A 19,058-nucleotide genomic window follows, 5' to 3' on the forward strand; every position below is an offset into this window, starting at 1 on the left:
ACAGGTGATATCCAATCAGCCATTCCTTAATTTCTGAATTTTGACGCAAGATGAAAAAAAAATATTTTGGTACAGATGGTATACGTGGCAAGGTTGGCATATCGCCGATAATTCCCGAGTTTATTCTGCGGCTGGGATATGCGGCTGGAAAAGTTCTGCGTGAAACCGACTGGCAATTACCCGCAAATGATCGACCGACGATTTTGATTGGTAAAGACACGAGAATATCCGGCTATATGCTGGAATCTGCACTTGAGGCGGGTTTTTCTGCTGCTGGCGTGGATGTGCTGCTATCCGGTCCGATGCCAACTTCCGCTATTGCCTATCTTGTGCGTGCATTACGTATTCAGGCGGGTGTGGTGATCTCTGCCTCACATAATCCTTTCGATGATAACGGTATCAAATTTTTTTCGTCAACAGGTTCCAAGCTACCAGACGAAATGGAGTTAAAAATCGAGGCTGCCCTCGATACACCAATTGAAACCATGCCTTCAGCAAAGCTGGGTAAAGTGCAGCGCCTCAAGGATGCCTCGGGCAGATATATAGAGTTTTGCAAAGGCACCTTCCCCTATCAACTTAACTTGCGTAGCTTGAAAATTGTAGTGGACTGTGCTCATGGCGCAACTTATCACATTGCCGGTTCAGTGTTTCATGAACTAGGTGCCGATGTGGTCACTGTTTTTGCTTCACCTGATGGCCTCAATATCAATTTTGACTGTGGCGCCACCCATATTACCGCACTACAAAATGCTGTTATTCAGCATCAGGCCGATCTGGGTATCGCACTTGATGGCGATGGCGATCGGGTCATGATGGTGGATTGTACCGGACGAGTATTCGATGGTGACAGCTTGCTTTTTATTATCGCAAAACATCGACAACAGCTAGACACGCTGCAGGGCGGTGTTGTTGGCACACTCATGACCAATCTGGCTATTGAACAGAAATTTGCAGAGTTCGGCATTCCATTTGCCAGAGCCAACGTAGGTGATCGCTATGTATCGGCATTATTGGAACAAAACAATTGGTATCTGGGGGGGGAGAATTCGGGGCACATCATATGTCATGATAAGCATTCAACTGGAGATGGCATCATCTCGGCCCTGCAAGTCCTGTATGCCTTGCAGGATACCGGACTGACACTTTCTGAATTCATGCAGGGTATCCATTTTTTTCCACAACAATTATTGAATGTACCGATTCAGAAAAAATTTGATTTCAACCATAATGAGGCGGTATTGAATATGAAGCGTCAGGCTGAGCAAGCGCTGGGTAATGATGGTCGCATTCTGCTGCGCGCATCAGGAACCGAACCCTTGATTAGGGTCATGGTTGAGGGCAAAATTCAGGAGCAGATTGAACATTGGTCGAATAAACTTGCTGAAATCATTCGGGATCAGGCAACTACGGGTCACTAACATAAATACCACTGTGTCACACAACGGTAACTAAAACGGATTACCTTGGCAGGGTCTAGCCTTGTTGGCCAAATAATGTTCAACCTTTTAATCCTTAACTAAGGAAATTAACATGCAAAAATTTTTATTAACGCCAAAAAAAAATCATGGACGTACACTCACATTTTTAGTCAGTTTCCTCGTGTTCAGTTTGGCCAGTCACTATAGTTACGCAAAACCAATTATAAAAATAGACGGCTCAAGCACGGTATTCCCAATTACGGAAGCTGTTGCTGAGGATTTTCAGATTGATAAAAAGGGTGCCGTGCGGGTTACCGTTGGAATTTCCGGCACAGGTGGGGGGTTCAAGAAATTTTGTCGCGGTGAAACTGATATATCGAATGCCTCTCGACCTATTCTGCACTCGGAAATTGAAGAGTGCAAAAATAACGGAGTTGATTTCATTGAAATGCCGATTGCGTTTGATGCATTGACCGTAGCAGTCAATCCAAAGAATCATTGGATCCAGTCATTGACAGTCGCAGAGCTCAAAAAAATGTGGGAACCAGCAGCACAGCGAACTATCACCCGCTGGAAACAGATCAACCCTGCCTGGCCTGATGCAGAAATGAAACTGTATGGTGCGGGTGCGGATTCGGGAACCTTTGATTATTTTACTGAAGCTGTTGTTGGGAAAGCCAAGTCAAGCCGGGGTGATTTTACTGCTTCGGAAGATGACAATGTACTCGTCCAGGGTGTTGCCAGCGATATTTATGCCCTTGGATTTTTTGGCTTTGCTTATTACATTGAAAATCAAAAAAAAGTAAAGGTAGTCGCAGTTGATAATGGAAGCGGTGGTGTCATTCCATCGATGCAGACAGTACAAGACGGAAGCTATGCCCCCCTGTCACGACCAATTTTTATTTATGTCAACGCCAAATCCACCCAGAAGCCTGAAGTCAGGGAATTTGTAAATTTCTACATGAATAACGCACCGGAATTGGTCAAGGAAGTTAAATATTTCCCACTGGATAGCAAATTCTACACACTCAATATCAAGCACATGCAGGATAACGTATTGGGAACGGTATTTGGTGGCGAGGCCAGTATTAATCTCACTATCGAAGAATTATTTACTAAATCCCGTTCACACTAGAAATTGTGACTTCTTCCTTGCTCGATCGCAAGCGCTGCTATCCGCGTGGATGATGTTTCGCATGTAATTGCTTGAGCCGTTCACTTGCAACATGCGTATAAATCTGCGTAGTGGAGATGTCGGTGTGTCCGAGCAGCAGTTGTACCACGCGCAAATCTGCGCCATGATTGAGTAGATGGGTGGCGAAGGCATGGCGCAGGGTGTGCGGCGAAAGTGGTTTATCGATACCCGCCTGTAACGTATACCGCTTGATTAGATACCAGAATGCCTGGCGACTCATGGCTTCACCATGAGCGGTTATGAAGAGTTTGCTGCTATGTTTGCCCCTGAGTATGGTGGGGCGTGCTTGTTGCAAATACTGCATCAGCCAGTGCAATGCTTCTTCGCCAAGCGGTACCAGGCGTTCTTTGTTGCCTTTTCCCAGAATATGCACGATTCCCATATCTTGCCGTACTTGTGAGATCTGCAAATTAACCAGCTCAGATACGCGCAAGCCGGTAGCATAGAGCAGTTCCAGCATGGCACGATCACGCAGCCCTAATGGCTGCTGAATATTGGGGGTAGCAAGCAGCATTTCAACTTCTGTTTCAGATAAGTTTGTGGGCAGATAGCGGGGAATTCTGGGACTGTCAATATTGAGGGTGGGGTCGAGCTTAATTTTCCCCTGCCGTAATAAATACCGGTAGAAGCGCCGCATACAGGAGAGCGCGCGACTTGCAGTACTTGCCTTGGCACCTTGCAAAATTCCACTCGACAAGAAAGCCAGCAGATCTGCCTGCGTGACATTAGCAAGCCCTCCACCCGCATGGCGCTTCTCATCCAGCCATCGACTCAATTTCAGTAAATCAGCGCGGTAACTGCTGATGGTATTGCGTGACAGGCCATCTTCCAGCCATAGCGCATCGGCAAATTCATCAACCAGCGTAGTAGCGTCTTTAGCCATACTCATTCGCGTTCATGTGTAACCGTCCAACGGCAGGCAGGCTATTCATCAGGATAGAGTAAAATTTTCTGATGTCGCTTCAAAAGAAGGCATGTCAGCGCTACGGATAACGGAGTTCCAATCGATATCCTATCGCCTTGACCGCGTTAAGTCTGAACTGACGCTGAATAAGAATTTCGTGGTTAGCAGAAAATCCTGTTTTGATTGCATCCAGCGCTTCGGGCGGAAGATAATCCCTTGGGTGTAAGATCTGGCTGGCAATCACCCGATCGTTTACGTCGGTTAAACTAAACAACAATGTCGGCAGTTCCTGGGAAAATGGGGCGTGGTTGCGGATAATCGCTGTCAGACCGATTTCATCCGTTGCATCGACGGGGTTAAATTTTAATTCCGAGGATTCTATGCTCAACAGGGTGAGTTGCTGTGGAAGTGGCATATCGCATCGCATCACAGCACAATAGTTTTCAAAGAAAGCGCGCCACGCAGGAAAAGCCATGACAAGCTCGCCACGATAGCCATGCATGATTTGCCATGCCAGCAAAGCAAGCAAAATATAACTTGCTTTTCTTAACTTGTGGGAAGAAGGCTGCTGCGTTGCGGGAGAGTCAAGAAAGTCGAACCCTTCTTCGTTATGACTGGGCACCTTTGTGGTAACGGCAGTCGGATGTCCGTCCTGCTCGATTGAAACCAGGGGGGTAATGGATGCTATCTGGGTATCGGCAGCAATCGACAGGGTTAATAACGCGTTGAAAATACTTCTGCATTGTCCGCAGCGTACCCTGCCGTCCTGAGCTCGCAACTGCGTTACTGTTAAACGGAAAATGCTGTGACAGTTTGTGCAGCGTGTGATGAAAATCATGCGATCCGGTCGGGCAATTTCTTGCCGGTCAGCAATACCCAGCCCTGATCACATGCTGCGATCTGCATTTTGCAATGGTCACTATAAATTTGCATGACTTCCTCAGCCTGAGTTTCCAGTATGCCGGAGAGTCCGATACGTCCCCCAGCCTGCAAGGCATGTGTCAGTATAGGGGCTAGCATGATCAATGGATTCGTGAGGATATTGGCCACTACCAGCGTGATCACAGGTGAAGCGCTCGCTTTGCCGATAGGGTCAGACGAAGAAAAATGACTGCCGAATGATAAGCGATGCCTGTCACAGTGATTGATCGCTGCGTTTTCTCGACTGGCCGTAATGGCGTTGGGATCAATATCAACACCTATAACCTGATTGGCACCCAGCTTAAGGGCGGCGATGGCTAGAATGCCAGAACCACAGCCATAATCCAGTACGCTGTCAGATGGCTGCACGGTTTTCTCCAGCCATTCAAGACATAATCGGGTAGTGGGATGACTGCCCGTCCCAAACGCGATTCCCGGATCCAGTTTTAGATTAATGGCAGTGGGATCTGGCGGTGTGTGCCATGACGGCACAATCCACAGTTGCGGTGAAATTTGAATGGGGGAGAATTGTGATTGGGTTAACCTGACCCAATCCTGTTCCTGAATGTCTGTTACGGAATAGGCGGGTTGCGCTAAAAGATGAGCTGATTGTGTGACGGCTTGCATAATTGCTGCGATATCACAATCAGGTTTGAGCAGGACGGTCAGCTCCGCCTGTTCCCAGAATCGCATCAAAGGCGCGCCAGGTTCACCAAACAAAGGTTGCTCCTGAGCCGTTCCGGCCTCTGCGTCATGCACGTCGACTGACAGCGCGCCCAGTTCCAGCAGGCAGTCGCCAACCGCATCGACGTGAAGCGCATCTACCCTAAAAGTCAGTGATAACCAGAACATGAGCAGCTAAGATGTCATCTCGGCACTACAGGGGTATCTCTAAAAATACAGAGTGTTAAACAAGAGAAGCAAAAAAATATTGACACAGCACGTGATTGATATGTAAGAAGATACTCTTCGTAAGTAACGATGTTTCGTAACGAAATATGAATTTTTAGAAATGCCCGCAAGTTGCCAACTACTTCTTGTTATATCTCGAAAGTTTTTGTTCGAGGTAATGAATTGAAACAGCATCACTCAGCACGTTGCTGTCTGACAACAGGTCCAGGTGTAACGGAATATTTGTTTTGATTCCTTCGATCACCATCTCTGATAATGCAATACGCATGCGGGCAATCGCCGCCCCCCGGTCATCCCCATAAGCAATAATCTTGGCAATCATCGAATCATAATAGGGCGGTACCCGATAATTGTGATAAATGTGCGAATCCACCCTGATTCCCGGCCCGCCCGGCGCATGGTACTGCGTAATTCGCCCAGCCGACGGAGTCAGTTTGTAAGGGTCTTCTGCATTGATCCGGCACTCTATGGCGTGGCCTCTAAAGACAATATCCTTCTGCCGCAAAGTCAGTTTCTCGCCCGCCGCCACATGAATTTGTGCCTGTACGAGATCGACACCCGTAATAGCTTCGGTCACCGGGTGCTCCACCTGCAAGCGCGTATTCATTTCGATAAAGTAGAACTCATTGTTTTCATACAAAAACTCAAAGGTGCCCACTCCGCGATAATTAATACGGGAACACGCTTCCGTGCACCGTTCCCCGATTTTATCGCGTAACCGGGGTGGAATCCCTCGTGCGGGCGCTTCTTCCAGAATTTTCTGATGTCGCCGTTGCATGGAGCAATCCCGCTCTCCAAGATGCACCACGTTGCCATATTCATCCGCCAGTACCTGAAACTCGATATGCCTTGGATTTTCCAGATATTTCTCTGCATAAACTGTGGCGTTGCCAAACGCGGCATTTGCTTCATTGCGAGTGGTGATAACTGCGTTGGAAAGTGCCGCTTCAGTGTGCACGACACGCATGCCACGTCCTCCCCCGCCGCCAGCTGCTTTGATAATCACCGGATAGCCAATTGCTTTGACAATGCGTTTGACTTCTTCCACCGATTCCGGCAAAGCGCCTTCTGATCCCGGCACACAGGGCACTCCAGCCTGGCGCATGGCATTTTTAGCGCTGACCTTGTCACCCATCAACCGAATGGTCTCCGGTCGCGGGCCAATAAAAAAGAAGCCGCTTTTTTCCACTCTTTCGGCAAAATCGGCGTTTTCAGATAAAAAACCATATCCTGGATGAATGGCCTCGGCATCTGTGACTTCAGCAGCGCTGATAATGGCGGGAACATTCAAATAGCTTTGTGCAGAAGCTGCCGGGCCGATACAGACTGATTCATCAGCCAGCTTGACATATTTGGCTTCTGCATCGGCTTCCGAGTATACCGCAACCGTCTTGATGCCCATCGCGCGGCAGGCGCGCTGGATTCGTAATGCAATTTCGCCACGATTAGCGATCAATATTTTTTCAAACATATTTGCAATAATAGGGAACAGCCTCAGGTAGATGGCTTAAAAAAGGAAAACTGCCCGTATCGTTTATTCAATAACAAACAGTGGCTCACCATACTCAACCGGTTGCCCGTTTTCGAGCAGAATCGCTTTGATCTTCCCGCCTCGGTCGGCTTCAATTTCATTCAGGAGTTTCATTGCCTCGATGATGCATAAGGTATCACCTGTCTTGACAATCTGTCCTATATCAACAAAAGGCTTGGCTCCTGGCGCTGAAGAGCGGTAAAACGTGCCAACCATGGGTGATTTTACAATATGTCCTGAAGGCAATCGGGTAGTTTCCGCAGCGTCTGGCCCTTCTGCCGCTTCAACCGCAGCTGTCACCGCAACAGCTGCATTAACCTGCTGTGGCAAGACTACTGGAGATGGTGTGTAGATGGTGGATTTACTGATGCGTACTTTTTCTTCGCCTTCAGTGATCTCCAATTCAGTGATGCTATATTCCTCAACCAGTTCAATTAGTTTTTTAAGTTTTCTCAAATCCATATTTTCCTCCAGGATGCATTAGGGAGATTTTTAAATTCTGTTCCGACAGAACCAGTCATCTGTGCGTACTTTTCAGTGCGAATCTCAGTGCAAGCTCATATCCCGCCGCACCCAGGCCGCTGATAACACCGACCGCAATATCAGAAAAATAAGACTCCCGGCGAAAAGCTTCGCGCGCGTAGATATTAGAAAGGTGTATTTCTATAAAAGGCAATTGAGTAGCCGCGAGCGCATCTCGCAAGGCAATACTGGTATGCGTTAGTCCGGCAGGATTGATGATAATGAAATCTGTACCGTCGCGCATTGCAGCCTGTACTCGATCAATCAATTCATGCTCGGCATTGCTCTGCCATGCTGTCAACCGGACAGCAGCAGCCTGCGCTATTTCTGTCAAATTCCTGTTAATATCTTCCAGGGTTGTGCGGCCGTATACTTCGGGTTCGCGCACACCCAGCAGATTCAAATTGGGTCCATGAATAACCAGGACTTTTGTCACCATGCTGTTACTTATTAATGGGTTGGATAATAACGTGGCTTAACACCACGACAGAAATCGACATCTAACTGAGAAAGCTACTTGATCATCACCTCAAATAAAACTCGCAGCAACAGCAATTACAAGTTGCCAGTATTAAAATAAGTCTGTTTCAGAATTATGGCCTGTCAGCCCGATATTGTACAGATTTTTATGCATTTTCTCCGAAGTTAGCGAAAGATATATAATCAGGCCCCCTGATCGATTGGGGTCGCGGCATGCATACATGCCTTTCAAGCGGAATGGTGTCGTGAAAAAGGATTTCATCGTAATAGGTGCCGGGGTTGTTGGTCTTGCCATGACAGCCAGATTGCTCGAGGCCGGTGCTTCCGTCACTCTGCTGGAGCGGAATATGGTGGGTAATGAGGCGTCTTGGGCGGGTGGCGGCATCTTGTCAACGTTGTTTCCCTGGGACTACCCGGAAAGTGTTAACCAGCTGGCGATGCATAGTGCCTCGCTCTATCCTCACTGGATTGCAGCGCTCCAGGCTCAAACTGGTATCGATCCCGAATACCGCGTTTGTGGATTGCATATCCTCCATTCGGACGAGAATACTCAGACGAGAGCGCAGAACTGGTGTGCTGCCCATGCGGTTACAATCGGGCCACAATCCTTTATCTTTGGCGACGGCGAGTCGGAAAATGCCGGGGAATTATCTTCAGACCATTCTGCACACGCCACGTTGTTTATGCCAAATGTGGCGCAAGTACGCAACCCGCGCTTACTGCGCGCATTAAAAAAGCGCATTGAGCAACTCAATGGCAATATTATCGAGTATTGCGAGGTATCTCATCTGGATAGCTGCAATACGGAAGTAACGGGATTGCAGACATCCCATGGGCGCTTGGCTGGTGATCAATACATTGTGACTGCTGGCGCCTGGAGTAGCCAGCTACTCGGCAAGCATGCACACAATCTTGATATCAGACCGATTCAAGGCCAGATGCTGCTGTACAAGCTTCCACAAAGTCCGATCCAGTCTATCATTGCGGAACAGGCGCATTACCTCATTCCCAGGAAAGACGGCCACATTCTGGTTGGCAGTACGACTGAAAACACGGGATTCAACAAAAATACTACCATTGAGGCGCGTAACCAGCTTTCTGGCTGGGCAAGCAACCTGTTGCCGGTATTAAGAAATATCCCGCCACTGCAACACTGGGCTGGCCTCAGACCCGCCAGTCACGGAGATCTGCCGATGATTGGTCGTCACCCCATTCTAAAAAATCTTTACATCAACAGTGGACACTTTCGTTATGGCGTAACCATGGCGCCAGGTAGCGCCGAGATACTGTTAAATGAGATTACCGGCTACCCGCAACCATTTGCCATTTCACCTTATCAACAAGGGTGGCAAATCATCCCTCATCCGCACTGCCTGCTATAAAATAAATTTACTCAGATTGAGTGGTTCAGCCTTAGGCAGGGGAAAGGTTACTGATTCGACGACGCCACTCAGCTCTTCAATAACTACCCCATGATCAGTCTGGCTGACGGCTATCTGTTCCAGTCGTTCCAGCACCTGCCGAACCAGTATTTCTGGCGCAGAAGCTCCGGCGGTAATCCCCACGCAATGTTTGTCTCTTAACCAGCTTTCCTGCAATTGCGATGCCTGATCGACCATATATGCTTCCACCTGCGCATTGCGGGCAACTTCACACAAGCGATTCGAATTTGAACTATTGGGTGAGCCAACAACAATGATCAGATCGCATAGGCTAACCATTTTCTTAACGGCATCCTGACGATTCTGGGTGGCGTAGCAAATATCATCCTTCTTCGGTCCGGTAATGCCAGGAAAGCGCTGCTTCAGCGATTCGATAACCCTGGCAGCGTCATCCATGGACAAGGTAGTCTGCGTGACATAAGTCAAGTTATTCGCATCCCGAACTTGCAGGTCGGCAACATCGTCCGTTGTTTCTACCAGATAAATCAGACCGTTGTCTTTTTCAATCTGCCCCATGGTTCCTTCAACTTCAGGATGTCCCTGATGGCCGATCATGATGATCTCCTTACCTTCCCGACTCATTTTCGCAACCTCGACATGCACCTTGGTTACGAGCGGACAAGTCGCATCAAATATTTTCAGTTCACGCTTGGCCGCTTCTCTGCGCACCTCATTGGAAACGCCGTGCGCACTGAAAATCAGAATGCTGCCCTCAGGCACTTCATGCAAGTCCTCCACAAAAACGGCCCCTTTCTGCTCCAGGCCCTCAACAACAAAACGATTATGCACGACTTCATGCCGCACATAGATCGGCGCTCCATGCATCTCCAGTGCGCGCTCTACAATTTCAATGGCACGATCAACTCCCGCACAAAACCCCCTGGGATTTGCCAGCAAAACCTTGATCATTGAATGACCCCCCATAAATTCGTCAAGAAAAGTATGCGCTAAACCAGGCTTCTTTCACTCCGGATGCGCACACGCAAGTAAGTCCAATTATACGTTGGGAGCCACGCCCAAAAATACTAAGTTCTGAAAAGGACTCAGCCTGGCTGAAATTTGTATTTTACTGAGACCAGCAATTTGCTGCGATTAAAAAATAACGTATTCCTTTTTCAGTATTTCCGCCACATAACGTGTGCGAGGCTAAAGACAATCCGGTCAGAGCCGTTACAGTATGAAAATTTCAAGGGATGAAATCATCATGCTGGTATCCATCGGTTATCTTGTTGTCATAGTATCTGTATTTGGTGGCTTTGCTCTGGCTGGAGGTCATTTGGGATCACTGGTTCAACCGGTTGAATTACTGATGATTGGCGGAGGAGCCGCAGGTGCGTTTTTTGTCGGCAATTCCGGCAAGGCGATTAAAGCGACACTTACTGCATTGCCACAGGTATTCAAAGGTGCCATGTACACCAAAGAAGTTTACATGGAGTTAATGACCTTGCTCTATGAAATATTGGGCAAGATTCGCAAAGAAGGTTTGATGTCAATCGAAGCGGACGTGGATGAGCCTGATAAAAGTCCGCTTTTCACAAAGTATCCCAAAATCCTATCAGATCACCATGTTACTGAATTCATTACAGATTATCTGCGCCTGATGGTTGGCGGCAACCTGAATCCAATGGAAATCGAAAATCTGATGGATGGTGAAATTGAAACCCATCATCAGGAAGGTGAAGTACCCGTTCACGTTATCAGCAAACTCGGTGATGGCTTGCCTGCTTTCGGTATTGTCGCGGCAGTCATGGGGGTTGTGCATACAATGGAATCAGTGGGCATCCCTCCCGCTGAGCTGGGTAAATTAATTGCTGCAGCGTTAGTGGGAACCTTTTTAGGAATTCTGCTTGCCTATGGCTTCATTGGACCACTGGCCAGTCGTCTGGAGCAGAGATTGCATGAATCGAGCAAATTACTCGAATGTATCAAAGTAACTCTGTTAGCAAATCTTAACGGCTATGCGCCCGCGCTTGCAGTCGAATTCGGTAGAAAAGTATTATTTTCTACTGAGCGCCCCTCTTTCATGGAGCTGGAAAGCCACGTCAAGCAAAGCAAGGCGAAATAGCTGCGCCACAACCTTAAACTGGACTGCAAATGGCTGAGAATATCGCACAAAAACCTATTGTTATCAAGCGCATTAAGAAAGTTGCTGGCGGGCATCATGGCGGCGCATGGAAGATTGCTTACGCCGACTTTGTTACGGCCATGATGGCTTTCTTTTTGCTGATGTGGCTATTGGGTTCTACCACACAGGGCGATAAAGAAGGTATCTCGGATTATTTCAAAACACCGCTGAAAATTGCTTTGCAAGGCGGAGATGGCAGTGGCGACAGTTCCAGTATCCTCAAGGGAGGCGGGGAAGATCTGACGCGACAAACCGGGCAGCGCAAACGCGCCGATTTTGAAAATCTGAAACAATCGGTTGATCTCAAAACAGCGCTGGCATTACAGGAGCGCATCGAACTGCAACAGCTCAAAAAACTCAAAAAGAAGATAGAGCATTCCATTGAGAATAATCCGGCGCTCAAAAATTATAAGGCACAACTCTTGCTGGATATTACCTCCGAAGGATTGAGAATTCAGATTGTTGATGAGCGAAACAGGCCCATGTTCGCGATTGGCAAAGCCGAGCTCCAGCCCTACACACGCGAAATTCTGCGTGAAATCGGTAAAACACTCAACGATGTGAGCAACAAGGTCAGCCTTTCCGGGCACACCGACGCCACACCCTACCCCAGCGGAGAAAAAAGCTACAGTAACTGGGAGTTATCTGCGGATCGCGCCAATGCCTCCCGACGTGAACTTATTGCTGGTGGAATGCATTCCGAGAAAATGCTGCGCGTTATCGGCTTGTCTTCAGCGGTACTATTTGACAAAAATGATCCATATAATCCATTCAACCGTCGCATCAGTATTATCATCATGAATAAGAAAGCGGAAGAATCCATCAACCTCGAAAACCAGAGCATGGAGATACAACATTCGGATGAGATTGATTCGGCAGTAATCGAGCAAAATATGCCGCTTCAGCAATAACCGGCAACATCAAACCGTAATCTTGAATCATTCAGTCATAAAAGCCCTTGCCGTACAACTGGCCAGCCTGACTATCACAGTGCTGGCAGTCATCCTGCTGCCATGGGACATCAACTGGTTCCAGGCAGCGGGGTTACAGAGCAGCGTGGCCGTAATGATCAGCTTCTGCTTGCCAGGGACGCCCTATTGGTGGCGACTTATTCATCTGGTTTTTGCGCCAGCACTGCTCACAGTCTCATTGTTGCAATTACCTGCTTACTGGTATTTAATTGGATTGATCAGTCTGGCATTGGTTTTCGGCAGAACTTATCGCACCCAGGTTCCACTTTTTTTGTCCAGTCAGCAAACTATCCATGCGCTTGCTGAATTACTCCCACAAAAACAACCCTTCAGTATGGTCGATCTTGGCTCTGGTTGCGGGGGAGTTATTTGTAAACTGGCCAGGGTTCTGCCCAATGGCCGCTATGATGGCGTAGAAGCGGCAGTTTTACCCTGCTGGATTGGCAAATTGAGAGCCTGGCTATTTCACCAGCCCTGCGAGTTTCGCTGGAAAAATATCTGGCAACATAACCTGGATTCCTACGATGTGGTGTATGCCTATCTCTCCCCTGTGCCCATGTCCGACCTGTGGCAAAAAGTCACCCGGGAAATGCGTCCAGGCAGTCTGTTTATCAGTAATACCTTCCCGGTGCCGGGCGTCATGCCTGATCGCAGTATCACACTTGATGATTTCAGTGGTTCCGTTCTGTATATGTGGCAAATAAAATGAAATAAAGGTAATCGGGCATAGTTCGCACCCAGGCCAGAAGAAATTTACTCGATCCACCAATCTATTAGACGACAATTAACCTGTCCGGTCAGGCGACAATTATCTTGACCGGTTGAGTGAAAGTATCAGTATGAGTTCTTTTCTATATAAGGAGAAAGAACGTAACCGTCCAACGCTCCCATCTATCTTTCCTGCTGTTTAAGTGATTGAATGAATGCTGGTGTAAGCGGTAGCAATTCATCGATGCGGTTATTGGGCCAGGTGGGTAGTTTGGCGAGGGTGTCTGCAAGCCATGCGGCGGGATCGAGTTTGTTGAGTTGCGCGGTACCGAACAAGGTTTGAATGGCAGCGGCGCGTTGACCGGCACGTTCCGATCCGGTGAATAGCCAATTCTTTTTACCGATTGCGATCGGGCGGATGGTGTTCTCCACCGGGTTGTTGTCGATCGGAAGAGAGCCGGTTTGTGCGTAGCGGATGAGACCGGGCCAGCGTCTGAGGGTATAGTCGAGTGCTTTGGCGGAGCCGCCGCCATTTGCGGTCTGGCTACGGGTTTGCATCAGCCAGTCATGCAATGCATGCAGTGCGGGCAGGCTTCTGTCTGCCCGCAGTTGCAGGCGATCTTCGATGCTCAGGTCTTTGCCTTCTGCTTCGATTGCGTATAAGACGCTGATGCGCTGTATCGCTGCCAATGCCATCGTGCTGGCATTGGCCTGGTGCAGGTCGAAGAATTTGCGTCGCGCATGCGCCCAGCACGCCAATTCGACGCAAGGCGATGTGGCTGTGGAAAAAAGTGCTTTATACCCAGCATAGTCATCGACCATCAGGTGTCCTTGCCAATTTTGCAGAAAGTGCCGCGCATGCTGACCGCTACGGCCAGCTTGATAGTCGAAGACGATGATACGCGGCCCGGGTTCAAGGTCATTGCTGCGGTAGGCCCACAGGTAGGCTTTACGGGTTTTGCCGCGACCGGGTTCCAATTGTGCAACTGGTGTTTCATCGGCATGCAGCGTGTTGCCCTGCAGTAGATGCCAGGTTAGGCGATCGACCAATGGTTGCAGGGCTACGCCGGTACGGCCTACCCATTCGGCCAGGGTGGAACGGGGCAGCGTGACCTGGTCACGGGCAGCAATCTGCTCCAGGCGATAAAGTGGCAGGTGATTCAGGTATTTGTTTGTCATCACCCAGGCAAGCAGGCCCGGGGCGGCCATGCCGCCATCGATGACTGCCGGTGGCACGGGTTCTGCCGTGATGGTTTCCACAGGATTTGCAGGCGTACTGTGGGCGAATGTGGCGATGAACGAAGAATCTGGCGGGTTCCACGTCAAGCTGCTCGGTGATGTCTTCTCTGATATTAGTCAGATCGCAACCGCATCGGTCACATTGGCAGGATGCGGGTTCATGCCGGTGTTCGATGCGCGGCAGGTGATCTGGCAGCGGCTGACGACCGGCGCGGGTACGCGGCACTTTGGTGGCATTGGGGGTTGGTGTGCTGTTGATCTGTTCGATTTCAGCCTCAATGGCCGTGATATCGGTCAGCGCCGATTCTTCAAACAAAGAAAGCTGCCTGGGTGACAAGGCAGACAACGCTTCATTTTTCCTGCCAAATCGGATACGGCGCAGATGCGCCAATTCCAGGGTGAGCGCCTGAATCTTGAGTTCCAGCGCATAAACTGTCTGCTGTGTTTGCTGGGTCAGATCAAGCTGAAATGCCTGAACCAGATTGACCACCTGTTGTTTGGTGGCCGTATCGAGGTTGAGTTGATCCAGTTGCGCCAGTGAATTCATGAGATGAATTATACCACGAAATCGCAATCAACCGCCTGTTAATAAACAACTATTACATATTTTCTACACCTGAAAATGCCATTGTGGCCGCGCCGATAAACGCCGCCAGTCTACGCCGGCAATCAACCATTCCCACTGCGATAGCGCTAACTCGACACACGCCGCATCCTGCCTCGGCCAGACAAACCGCCCCTGATGCAGGCGGCGCTGACATAACCACACCCCCGTGCCATCCCACAGCAAGACCTTGATGCGATTGCCCGCGCGATTGCAGAATATGAACGCCGAACCCGCGCAGGGCGGGTGACCCAATACCTGCTGCACAATCATCGATAAGCCATCCATGCCGCGACGCATATCCACCGGATCGACCGCCAGCCAGATCTTACCCGCGTGCGCAATCAACCCAGACATGACAGCAATTCTCCCAGCCATCGCGGGGAAACGCTCAGTGGTAATTCCAGCACATGCGTACCGCGACAGCGAAGCTGCAATACTTCCACTGACGCCGCTGTCGGCTTGATCGTAACCGGAATCAAGGCTGGCAGCTTGATATCATCGCGCCCACGCCGGTGAGCGCGCAACCAATTCCCAAACGTCTTCGCATTCAACCCGAGCGCCCGGCAATAGGCTGCCTGCGACAAACCGCTCGTTTGCCAGTTGCTGATATGCTTTTGCTTATCATCCTGTAATGCCATGGCTTATCCTCCTGTAAGGTAATGCAGAGGAGAATAATCCAGAAAATTGTGATTGCGTAGATGGGAGCGTTGGACGGTTACGTATCACCAGCTGTGGGCGCGGGTACAACAACAATTTGATCCCGGACTCGCTTGCAAATGGATGGTATCGGTGCTGCGTTTTGCCTACGACTATGATTGCGAGAGCCAGTTGGCCGCTGAATTGTTGCAACAACATCCGCTACCTGAACTGCAAACACTGCAAAAGCGATTTCTGCGGCAGCATGCGCCACAGCCGGACATCCCAATTAAACAACACACTGCGGATACCTACGATCAACTCCTCAGCGGAAACTGGGCAACACAAGGAGGCAGCTCATGTCTGAATCGCTCCCACTGATGCTCAAGGAACTCAGACTCCCTGCCTTTGGCCAGCATTACCGGCACTTCCAGGATCAAGCCGCAGAACACGCCTGGAGCTACAGCCAATATCTCGCCGCCCTGTGCGAACAGGAAGTCGCCCAGCGCTTCCAAAGCAGAATCAGCAACTGGACGCATGAAGCCAGACTACCGTGCGGCAAAAGCTTTGCCACTCTGGCGCTGACCGAACTGCCTCAAGCCGCTCAGAAAAAATCATCACGCTGCGCGACAATACCTACTGGGCGAGCCAGGCAGACAATGTGTTGCTGATCGGTCCCTCCGGTGTCGGCAAATCACATGTGGCGGCAGCATTGGGGTTGCATTTGATTGAACAAGGCATCCGCGTCAAATGGATATCGGCTACCGCACTGGTTCAACTCCTGCAGCAAGCCAGGAAAGAACTGGACTTGATGTCCGCCATGACGCGGCTGGATAAATACCGTGTACTGATCGTTGATGATATCGGCTATGTCAAAAAGACCGATTCGGAAACACAAGTATTGTTTGACTTCATTGCCCATCGCTATGAAAGCGGAAGTCTCATCATTACTTCAAACCAGCCTTTTAGCCAGTGGGATCAAATCTTCCCCGACACTATGATGACTGTTGCCGCCATCGACCGGATCATCCATCACGCAACCATCATCGAAATCGACAGTGAAAGTTATAGGAGGAAAAACCAGAAAAAATCATGAAGTAGCTAATAAACTCAACCGGCCATCATAATTGTCGTCAAAGCGGCCAAGATAATTGACGCGAGATACCAATCAGAATGGCGCGCCGCGCTCATCAAAAAAATAGTTAGCATCTGCCCGAAAACAGATTTTAAAATTTAAATTACGGTGGAAATTACGGTGACAGTTTACTAAATATATATCATATTGTCAGCATAGCTCGCTTACCTCGTATTGTAATGCCCGGTTATTCGGTTTGGAGGATTAGAGCGAAAAGTTAACAGCAATGACTGGCCGTTAGCTTTTCGATCTAATTTTTCAGACCAAATAGTCATGCTGACAATATGGTATAACCAGTGAATTTGATAAACTGTCACCGTAATAGGAGCGCTGGACGCATCCGATCCAGAACTGGAACCTGACGCTGTCGCAGCTGACCATGCACTTCCCGGAGCGGCTCGATGACCACATCAGCCTGTAACCGCTGATTGGCTGACACAGAGTTTTGAACACCCTCTTTTTGAGTGACTGCCGTTCGGAATGTTTGTTTTTCAGAGGTTCTCTAACAATGAAACTCACCTATCAGATTGATAAGCATCATAATCCATTTTCTGTGGAAGCGTAGTTCAGGAGGTGTTACCAGCACATCGTTAACTATAAGTTGAGGTAGAACAACGCGAAATTCATCGATCTCTGGTATGCCCAAATGGGCTGCCAATGAGTAATGCTTACCCCCCTCTCCCAACTCTGATTTTATTCTCTTACCCACCATTGGCTCATCGGTATCCAGTATATGTTCTTGAGTCGCCGGATTGAGCATGAGAATTTTATCCGTAAGATTAATTTTTCTAAACGCTGTTTTATCTAGCTAATTATTATCGCTCCAAAAAACTTGCACAGCAGCGCTTTTCAGCTTAACTATTTTCCCCTCTGGAATCTCAATGTGGATGACAATATATTTCTTGCCCTTGAGTTTCTCTAATGCAGAGTATATTTGTATGCCTTGCTGTGAAAAGCGAATCCTATTAGGAATATCTTCATTGATAAAACAGGAGGAATATATTGCTTCTCCACTATTAGATTCCAGGTAATAGTAGCGCACAGGAATGGGTGCGCAACTCATACACATGGAGGCAATAACGAATACTTGTAAGATTCGGTTTGAAGTATTTATACGCAGATTCAATTTTGTATTCCGGTGGCGGTTTACTAAATATATTTAAGGAACCTCTGATTAATTCCCCGCAAGTAATATAATTCTGCATCAAACTTTTTCGAGAAGCTATTCATGAAACCTTACCAACAGATGAGTTTTGCTGATGCCGAATACGCCAATAAGGGCAAAGTCACGCGCCGCGAGAAGTTTCTCGATCAACTTGACGGGTTATTGCCTTGGCAGGCTATGATTGATGTTATTGAACCACACTATGCGCCAGGCAATGGGCGTGGCCGCAAACCATTTGCCTTGGAATTGATGCTGCGCGCGCATGTTGCGCAAATTATCTACAACTATTCCGATCCGGGCATGGAAGATGCGCTGTATGAGATTGAATCACTGCGCCGTTTTTGCGGCATTCGTCTGGAAGCCGTGCCGGATGAAAGCACCATTTTGCAATTTCGGCATTTACTGGAAAAACACGGGTTAATGGATCAGATCTTCCAGGTCATCAACCAAACGCTGGGTGAGCGTGGGTTGTTCTTGAAAGCCGGCACCATCGTCGATGCCAGCCTGATTGCCGCGCCGACTTCAACCAAAAATAAGAGCCGGTCGCGTGATCCAGAAATGCATTCCAGCAAAAAGGGCAATCAATGGTTTTTCGGCAGCAAGTTTCATATCGGCGTCGATCATGAAACCGGGTTGGTGCATACGCTCAAAGTAACCTCGGGGCATGTCAGCGACGTTGCCGAAGCCGCCGCCCTGCTGCATGGCGAGGAACAGTTTGTCCATGGCGATGCCGGATATCAGGGGCTGGATAAACGCCCGGAGATGCCGGCAGAAAACCCTCCAGTCTGCGTAATCACGATGCGTCCGGGCAAACTGGCCAGGCTCACGAAAGACGATTCCGGCGCGGCTCAACTACTGCGCGGGGCCGCCCGCGAACTGGCGAAACGCCGCGCCAAAGTCGAACACGTGTTTCGGGATATCAAAATCCGCTTTGGGTATGCTAAAAATCGCTATCGCGGCCTGGCCAAAAATGCGGCCCGTTTGACCTTCCTGACAGCCATTGCCAACGTCATCCGTGGTGATGCTTATGAACGTCGATGTCTTGTTGCGTCTGAAATTTGAAAACAAGCCAGTAAATGAGCTTGTTTCCAGAGAGGAACGGCTGTTTTCATAAAAATCAGCGTCACTATTTGAAGTAGTGGTCAGT

General features: G+C 48.9%; 18 protein-coding genes and 2 pseudogenes. 9 read left to right on the top strand and 11 right to left on the bottom strand.

The annotated features are described in order from the left end of the window. Window positions 1–50 precede the first annotated feature (50 nt). Entirely contained in the window at window positions 51–1,418 is a 1,368-nt protein-coding gene (gene glmM / locus IPG31_08700; protein MBK6618424.1) for a phosphoglucosamine mutase, read from the top strand. Between the two features lie 112 nt (window positions 1,419–1,530). Then, complete coding sequence (locus tag IPG31_08705) at window positions 1,531–2,553, top strand: PstS family phosphate ABC transporter substrate-binding protein (GenBank protein ID MBK6618425.1); 1,023 nt, start codon at window positions 1,531–1,533, stop codon at window positions 2,551–2,553. Between the two features lie 37 nt (window positions 2,554–2,590). On the opposite strand, the gene xerD is transcribed toward IPG31_08705, so the two are convergent. The 6 genes from xerD to aroQ form a co-directional block, all read right to left on the bottom strand. After that, window positions 2,591–3,502 carry a site-specific tyrosine recombinase XerD gene (gene xerD / locus IPG31_08710; GenBank protein ID MBK6618426.1) on the bottom strand — a complete coding sequence of 304 codons (912 nt, stop codon included), beginning with the start codon at window positions 3,500–3,502 and terminating at the stop codon, window positions 2,591–2,593. A 94-nt stretch (window positions 3,503–3,596) separates the two neighbouring features. Continuing rightward, on the bottom strand, window positions 3,597–4,355 hold the full coding sequence (locus IPG31_08715; protein MBK6618427.1) for a DUF3426 domain-containing protein: 759 nt from the start codon (window positions 4,353–4,355) through the stop codon (window positions 3,597–3,599). Next, the gene (prmA, locus tag IPG31_08720) at window positions 4,352–5,290 is read right to left on the bottom strand and encodes a 50S ribosomal protein L11 methyltransferase (GenBank protein MBK6618428.1); all 939 of its coding nucleotides are present in this window, start codon (window positions 5,288–5,290) and stop codon (window positions 4,352–4,354) included. The genes IPG31_08715 and prmA overlap by 4 nt, the downstream gene beginning before the upstream one ends. A 178-nt stretch (window positions 5,291–5,468) precedes the next feature. Next, window positions 5,469–6,821: an acetyl-CoA carboxylase biotin carboxylase subunit gene (gene accC, locus IPG31_08725; protein MBK6618429.1), complete on the bottom strand. Its 1,353-nt coding sequence runs from the start codon at window positions 6,819–6,821 to the stop codon at window positions 5,469–5,471. Window positions 6,822–6,884: 63 nt separating this feature from the next. After that, window positions 6,885–7,343, bottom strand: a complete 459-nt coding sequence (locus tag IPG31_08730; protein MBK6618430.1) for an acetyl-CoA carboxylase biotin carboxyl carrier protein — start codon at window positions 7,341–7,343, stop codon at window positions 6,885–6,887. A 55-nt stretch (window positions 7,344–7,398) separates the two neighbouring features. Continuing rightward, window positions 7,399–7,842 carry a type II 3-dehydroquinate dehydratase gene (gene aroQ / locus IPG31_08735; GenBank protein MBK6618431.1) on the bottom strand — a complete coding sequence of 148 codons (444 nt, stop codon included), beginning with the start codon at window positions 7,840–7,842 and terminating at the stop codon, window positions 7,399–7,401. 286 nt (window positions 7,843–8,128) lie between these two features. Between aroQ and thiO the strand changes: the two genes are divergently transcribed. Then, a complete protein-coding gene (gene thiO / locus IPG31_08740; GenBank protein ID MBK6618432.1) occupies window positions 8,129–9,265 on the top strand; it encodes a glycine oxidase ThiO in 1,137 nt (378 codons plus the stop codon). On the opposite strand, the gene ispH is transcribed toward thiO, so the two are convergent. Next, window positions 9,260–10,234 (bottom strand): 4-hydroxy-3-methylbut-2-enyl diphosphate reductase, encoded by a 975-nt coding sequence (gene ispH, locus IPG31_08745; protein ID MBK6618433.1) that lies wholly within the window; start codon window positions 10,232–10,234, stop codon window positions 9,260–9,262. The genes thiO and ispH overlap by 6 nt on opposite strands. 295 nt (window positions 10,235–10,529) lie before the next feature. Between ispH and motA the strand changes: the two genes are divergently transcribed. From motA to IPG31_08760, 3 genes are read left to right on the top strand one after another with little or no spacing between them, the layout of a single operon-like run. After that, window positions 10,530–11,390: a flagellar motor stator protein MotA gene (gene motA / locus IPG31_08750; GenBank protein ID MBK6618434.1), complete on the top strand. Its 861-nt coding sequence runs from the start codon at window positions 10,530–10,532 to the stop codon at window positions 11,388–11,390. Window positions 11,391–11,419: 29 nt separating this feature from the next. Continuing rightward, window positions 11,420–12,361: a flagellar motor protein MotB gene (motB, locus tag IPG31_08755; GenBank protein ID MBK6618435.1), complete on the top strand. Its 942-nt coding sequence runs from the start codon at window positions 11,420–11,422 to the stop codon at window positions 12,359–12,361. A 22-nt stretch (window positions 12,362–12,383) separates the two neighbouring features. Next, complete coding sequence (locus IPG31_08760) at window positions 12,384–13,130, top strand: hypothetical protein (protein ID MBK6618436.1); 747 nt, start codon at window positions 12,384–12,386, stop codon at window positions 13,128–13,130. Window positions 13,131–13,312: 182 nt separating this feature from the next. Here the strand turns inward: IPG31_08760 and IPG31_08765 are convergent. From IPG31_08765 to IPG31_08775, 3 genes and pseudogenes are all read right to left on the bottom strand, one after another. Beyond that, window positions 13,313–14,915, bottom strand: a pseudogene (locus IPG31_08765) (IS66 family transposase). Between the two features lie 63 nt (window positions 14,916–14,978). After that, complete coding sequence (tnpB, locus tag IPG31_08770; protein ID MBK6618437.1) at window positions 14,979–15,329, bottom strand: IS66 family insertion sequence element accessory protein TnpB; 351 nt, start codon at window positions 15,327–15,329, stop codon at window positions 14,979–14,981. Beyond that, window positions 15,317–15,613 (bottom strand): IS66 family insertion sequence element accessory protein TnpB, encoded by a 297-nt coding sequence (locus IPG31_08775; protein ID MBK6618438.1) that lies wholly within the window; start codon window positions 15,611–15,613, stop codon window positions 15,317–15,319. The genes tnpB and IPG31_08775 overlap by 13 nt, the downstream gene beginning before the upstream one ends. A gap of 52 nt (window positions 15,614–15,665) precedes the next feature. On the opposite strand from IPG31_08775, the gene IPG31_08780 reads away from it, so the two are divergent. Together IPG31_08780 and IPG31_08785 are read left to right on the top strand one after the other, a co-directional pair. Beyond that, window positions 15,666–15,992 carry a hypothetical protein gene (locus IPG31_08780; GenBank protein MBK6618439.1) on the top strand — a complete coding sequence of 109 codons (327 nt, stop codon included), beginning with the start codon at window positions 15,666–15,668 and terminating at the stop codon, window positions 15,990–15,992. Next, window positions 15,971–16,707 (top strand): annotated as a pseudogene (locus IPG31_08785) (ATP-binding protein). The gene IPG31_08780 and the pseudogene IPG31_08785 overlap by 22 nt, the downstream one beginning before the upstream one ends. Window positions 16,708–17,554: 847 nt before the next feature. Here the strand turns inward: IPG31_08785 and IPG31_08790 are convergent. Next, window positions 17,555–17,872 (bottom strand): hypothetical protein, encoded by a 318-nt coding sequence (locus tag IPG31_08790; GenBank protein MBK6618440.1) that lies wholly within the window; start codon window positions 17,870–17,872, stop codon window positions 17,555–17,557. A gap of 120 nt (window positions 17,873–17,992) precedes the next feature. Between IPG31_08790 and IPG31_08795 the strand changes: the two genes are divergently transcribed. After that, complete coding sequence (locus IPG31_08795; protein MBK6618441.1) at window positions 17,993–18,973, top strand: IS5 family transposase; 981 nt, start codon at window positions 17,993–17,995, stop codon at window positions 18,971–18,973. Window positions 18,974–19,058: the final 85 nt, after the last annotated feature.

The organism is Nitrosomonas sp. (assembly GCA_016703745.1).
Lineage (GTDB): Bacteria > Pseudomonadota > Gammaproteobacteria > Burkholderiales > Nitrosomonadaceae > Nitrosomonas.

Bases quoted from the DNA above. Each gene is read 5' to 3' on its own strand.
- glmM (MBK6618424.1), top strand. From the start codon at position 51: ATGAAAAAAAAATATTTTGGTACAGATGGTATACGTGGCAAGGTTGGC.
- IPG31_08705 (MBK6618425.1), top strand. From the start codon at position 1,531: ATGCAAAAATTTTTATTAACGCCAAAAAAAAATCATGGACGTACACTC.
- xerD (MBK6618426.1), bottom strand. From the start codon at position 3,502: ATGAGTATGGCTAAAGACGCTACTACGCTGGTTGATGAATTTGCCGAT.
- IPG31_08715 (MBK6618427.1), bottom strand. From the start codon at position 4,355: ATGATTTTCATCACACGCTGCACAAACTGTCACAGCATTTTCCGTTTA.
- prmA (MBK6618428.1), bottom strand. From the start codon at position 5,290: ATGTTCTGGTTATCACTGACTTTTAGGGTAGATGCGCTTCACGTCGAT.
- accC (MBK6618429.1), bottom strand. From the start codon at position 6,821: ATGTTTGAAAAAATATTGATCGCTAATCGTGGCGAAATTGCATTACGA.
- IPG31_08730 (MBK6618430.1), bottom strand. From the start codon at position 7,343: ATGGATTTGAGAAAACTTAAAAAACTAATTGAACTGGTTGAGGAATAT.
- aroQ (MBK6618431.1), bottom strand. From the start codon at position 7,842: ATGGTGACAAAAGTCCTGGTTATTCATGGACCCAATTTGAATCTGCTG.
- ispH (MBK6618433.1), bottom strand. From the start codon at position 10,234: ATGATCAAGGTTTTGCTGGCAAATCCCAGGGGGTTTTGTGCGGGAGTT.
- motA (MBK6618434.1), top strand. From the start codon at position 10,530: ATGCTGGTATCCATCGGTTATCTTGTTGTCATAGTATCTGTATTTGGT.
- motB (MBK6618435.1), top strand. From the start codon at position 11,420: ATGGCTGAGAATATCGCACAAAAACCTATTGTTATCAAGCGCATTAAG.
- tnpB (MBK6618437.1), bottom strand. From the start codon at position 15,329: ATGTCTGGGTTGATTGCGCACGCGGGTAAGATCTGGCTGGCGGTCGAT.
- IPG31_08775 (MBK6618438.1), bottom strand. From the start codon at position 15,613: ATGGCATTACAGGATGATAAGCAAAAGCATATCAGCAACTGGCAAACG.
- IPG31_08795 (MBK6618441.1), top strand. From the start codon at position 17,993: ATGAGTTTTGCTGATGCCGAATACGCCAATAAGGGCAAAGTCACGCGC.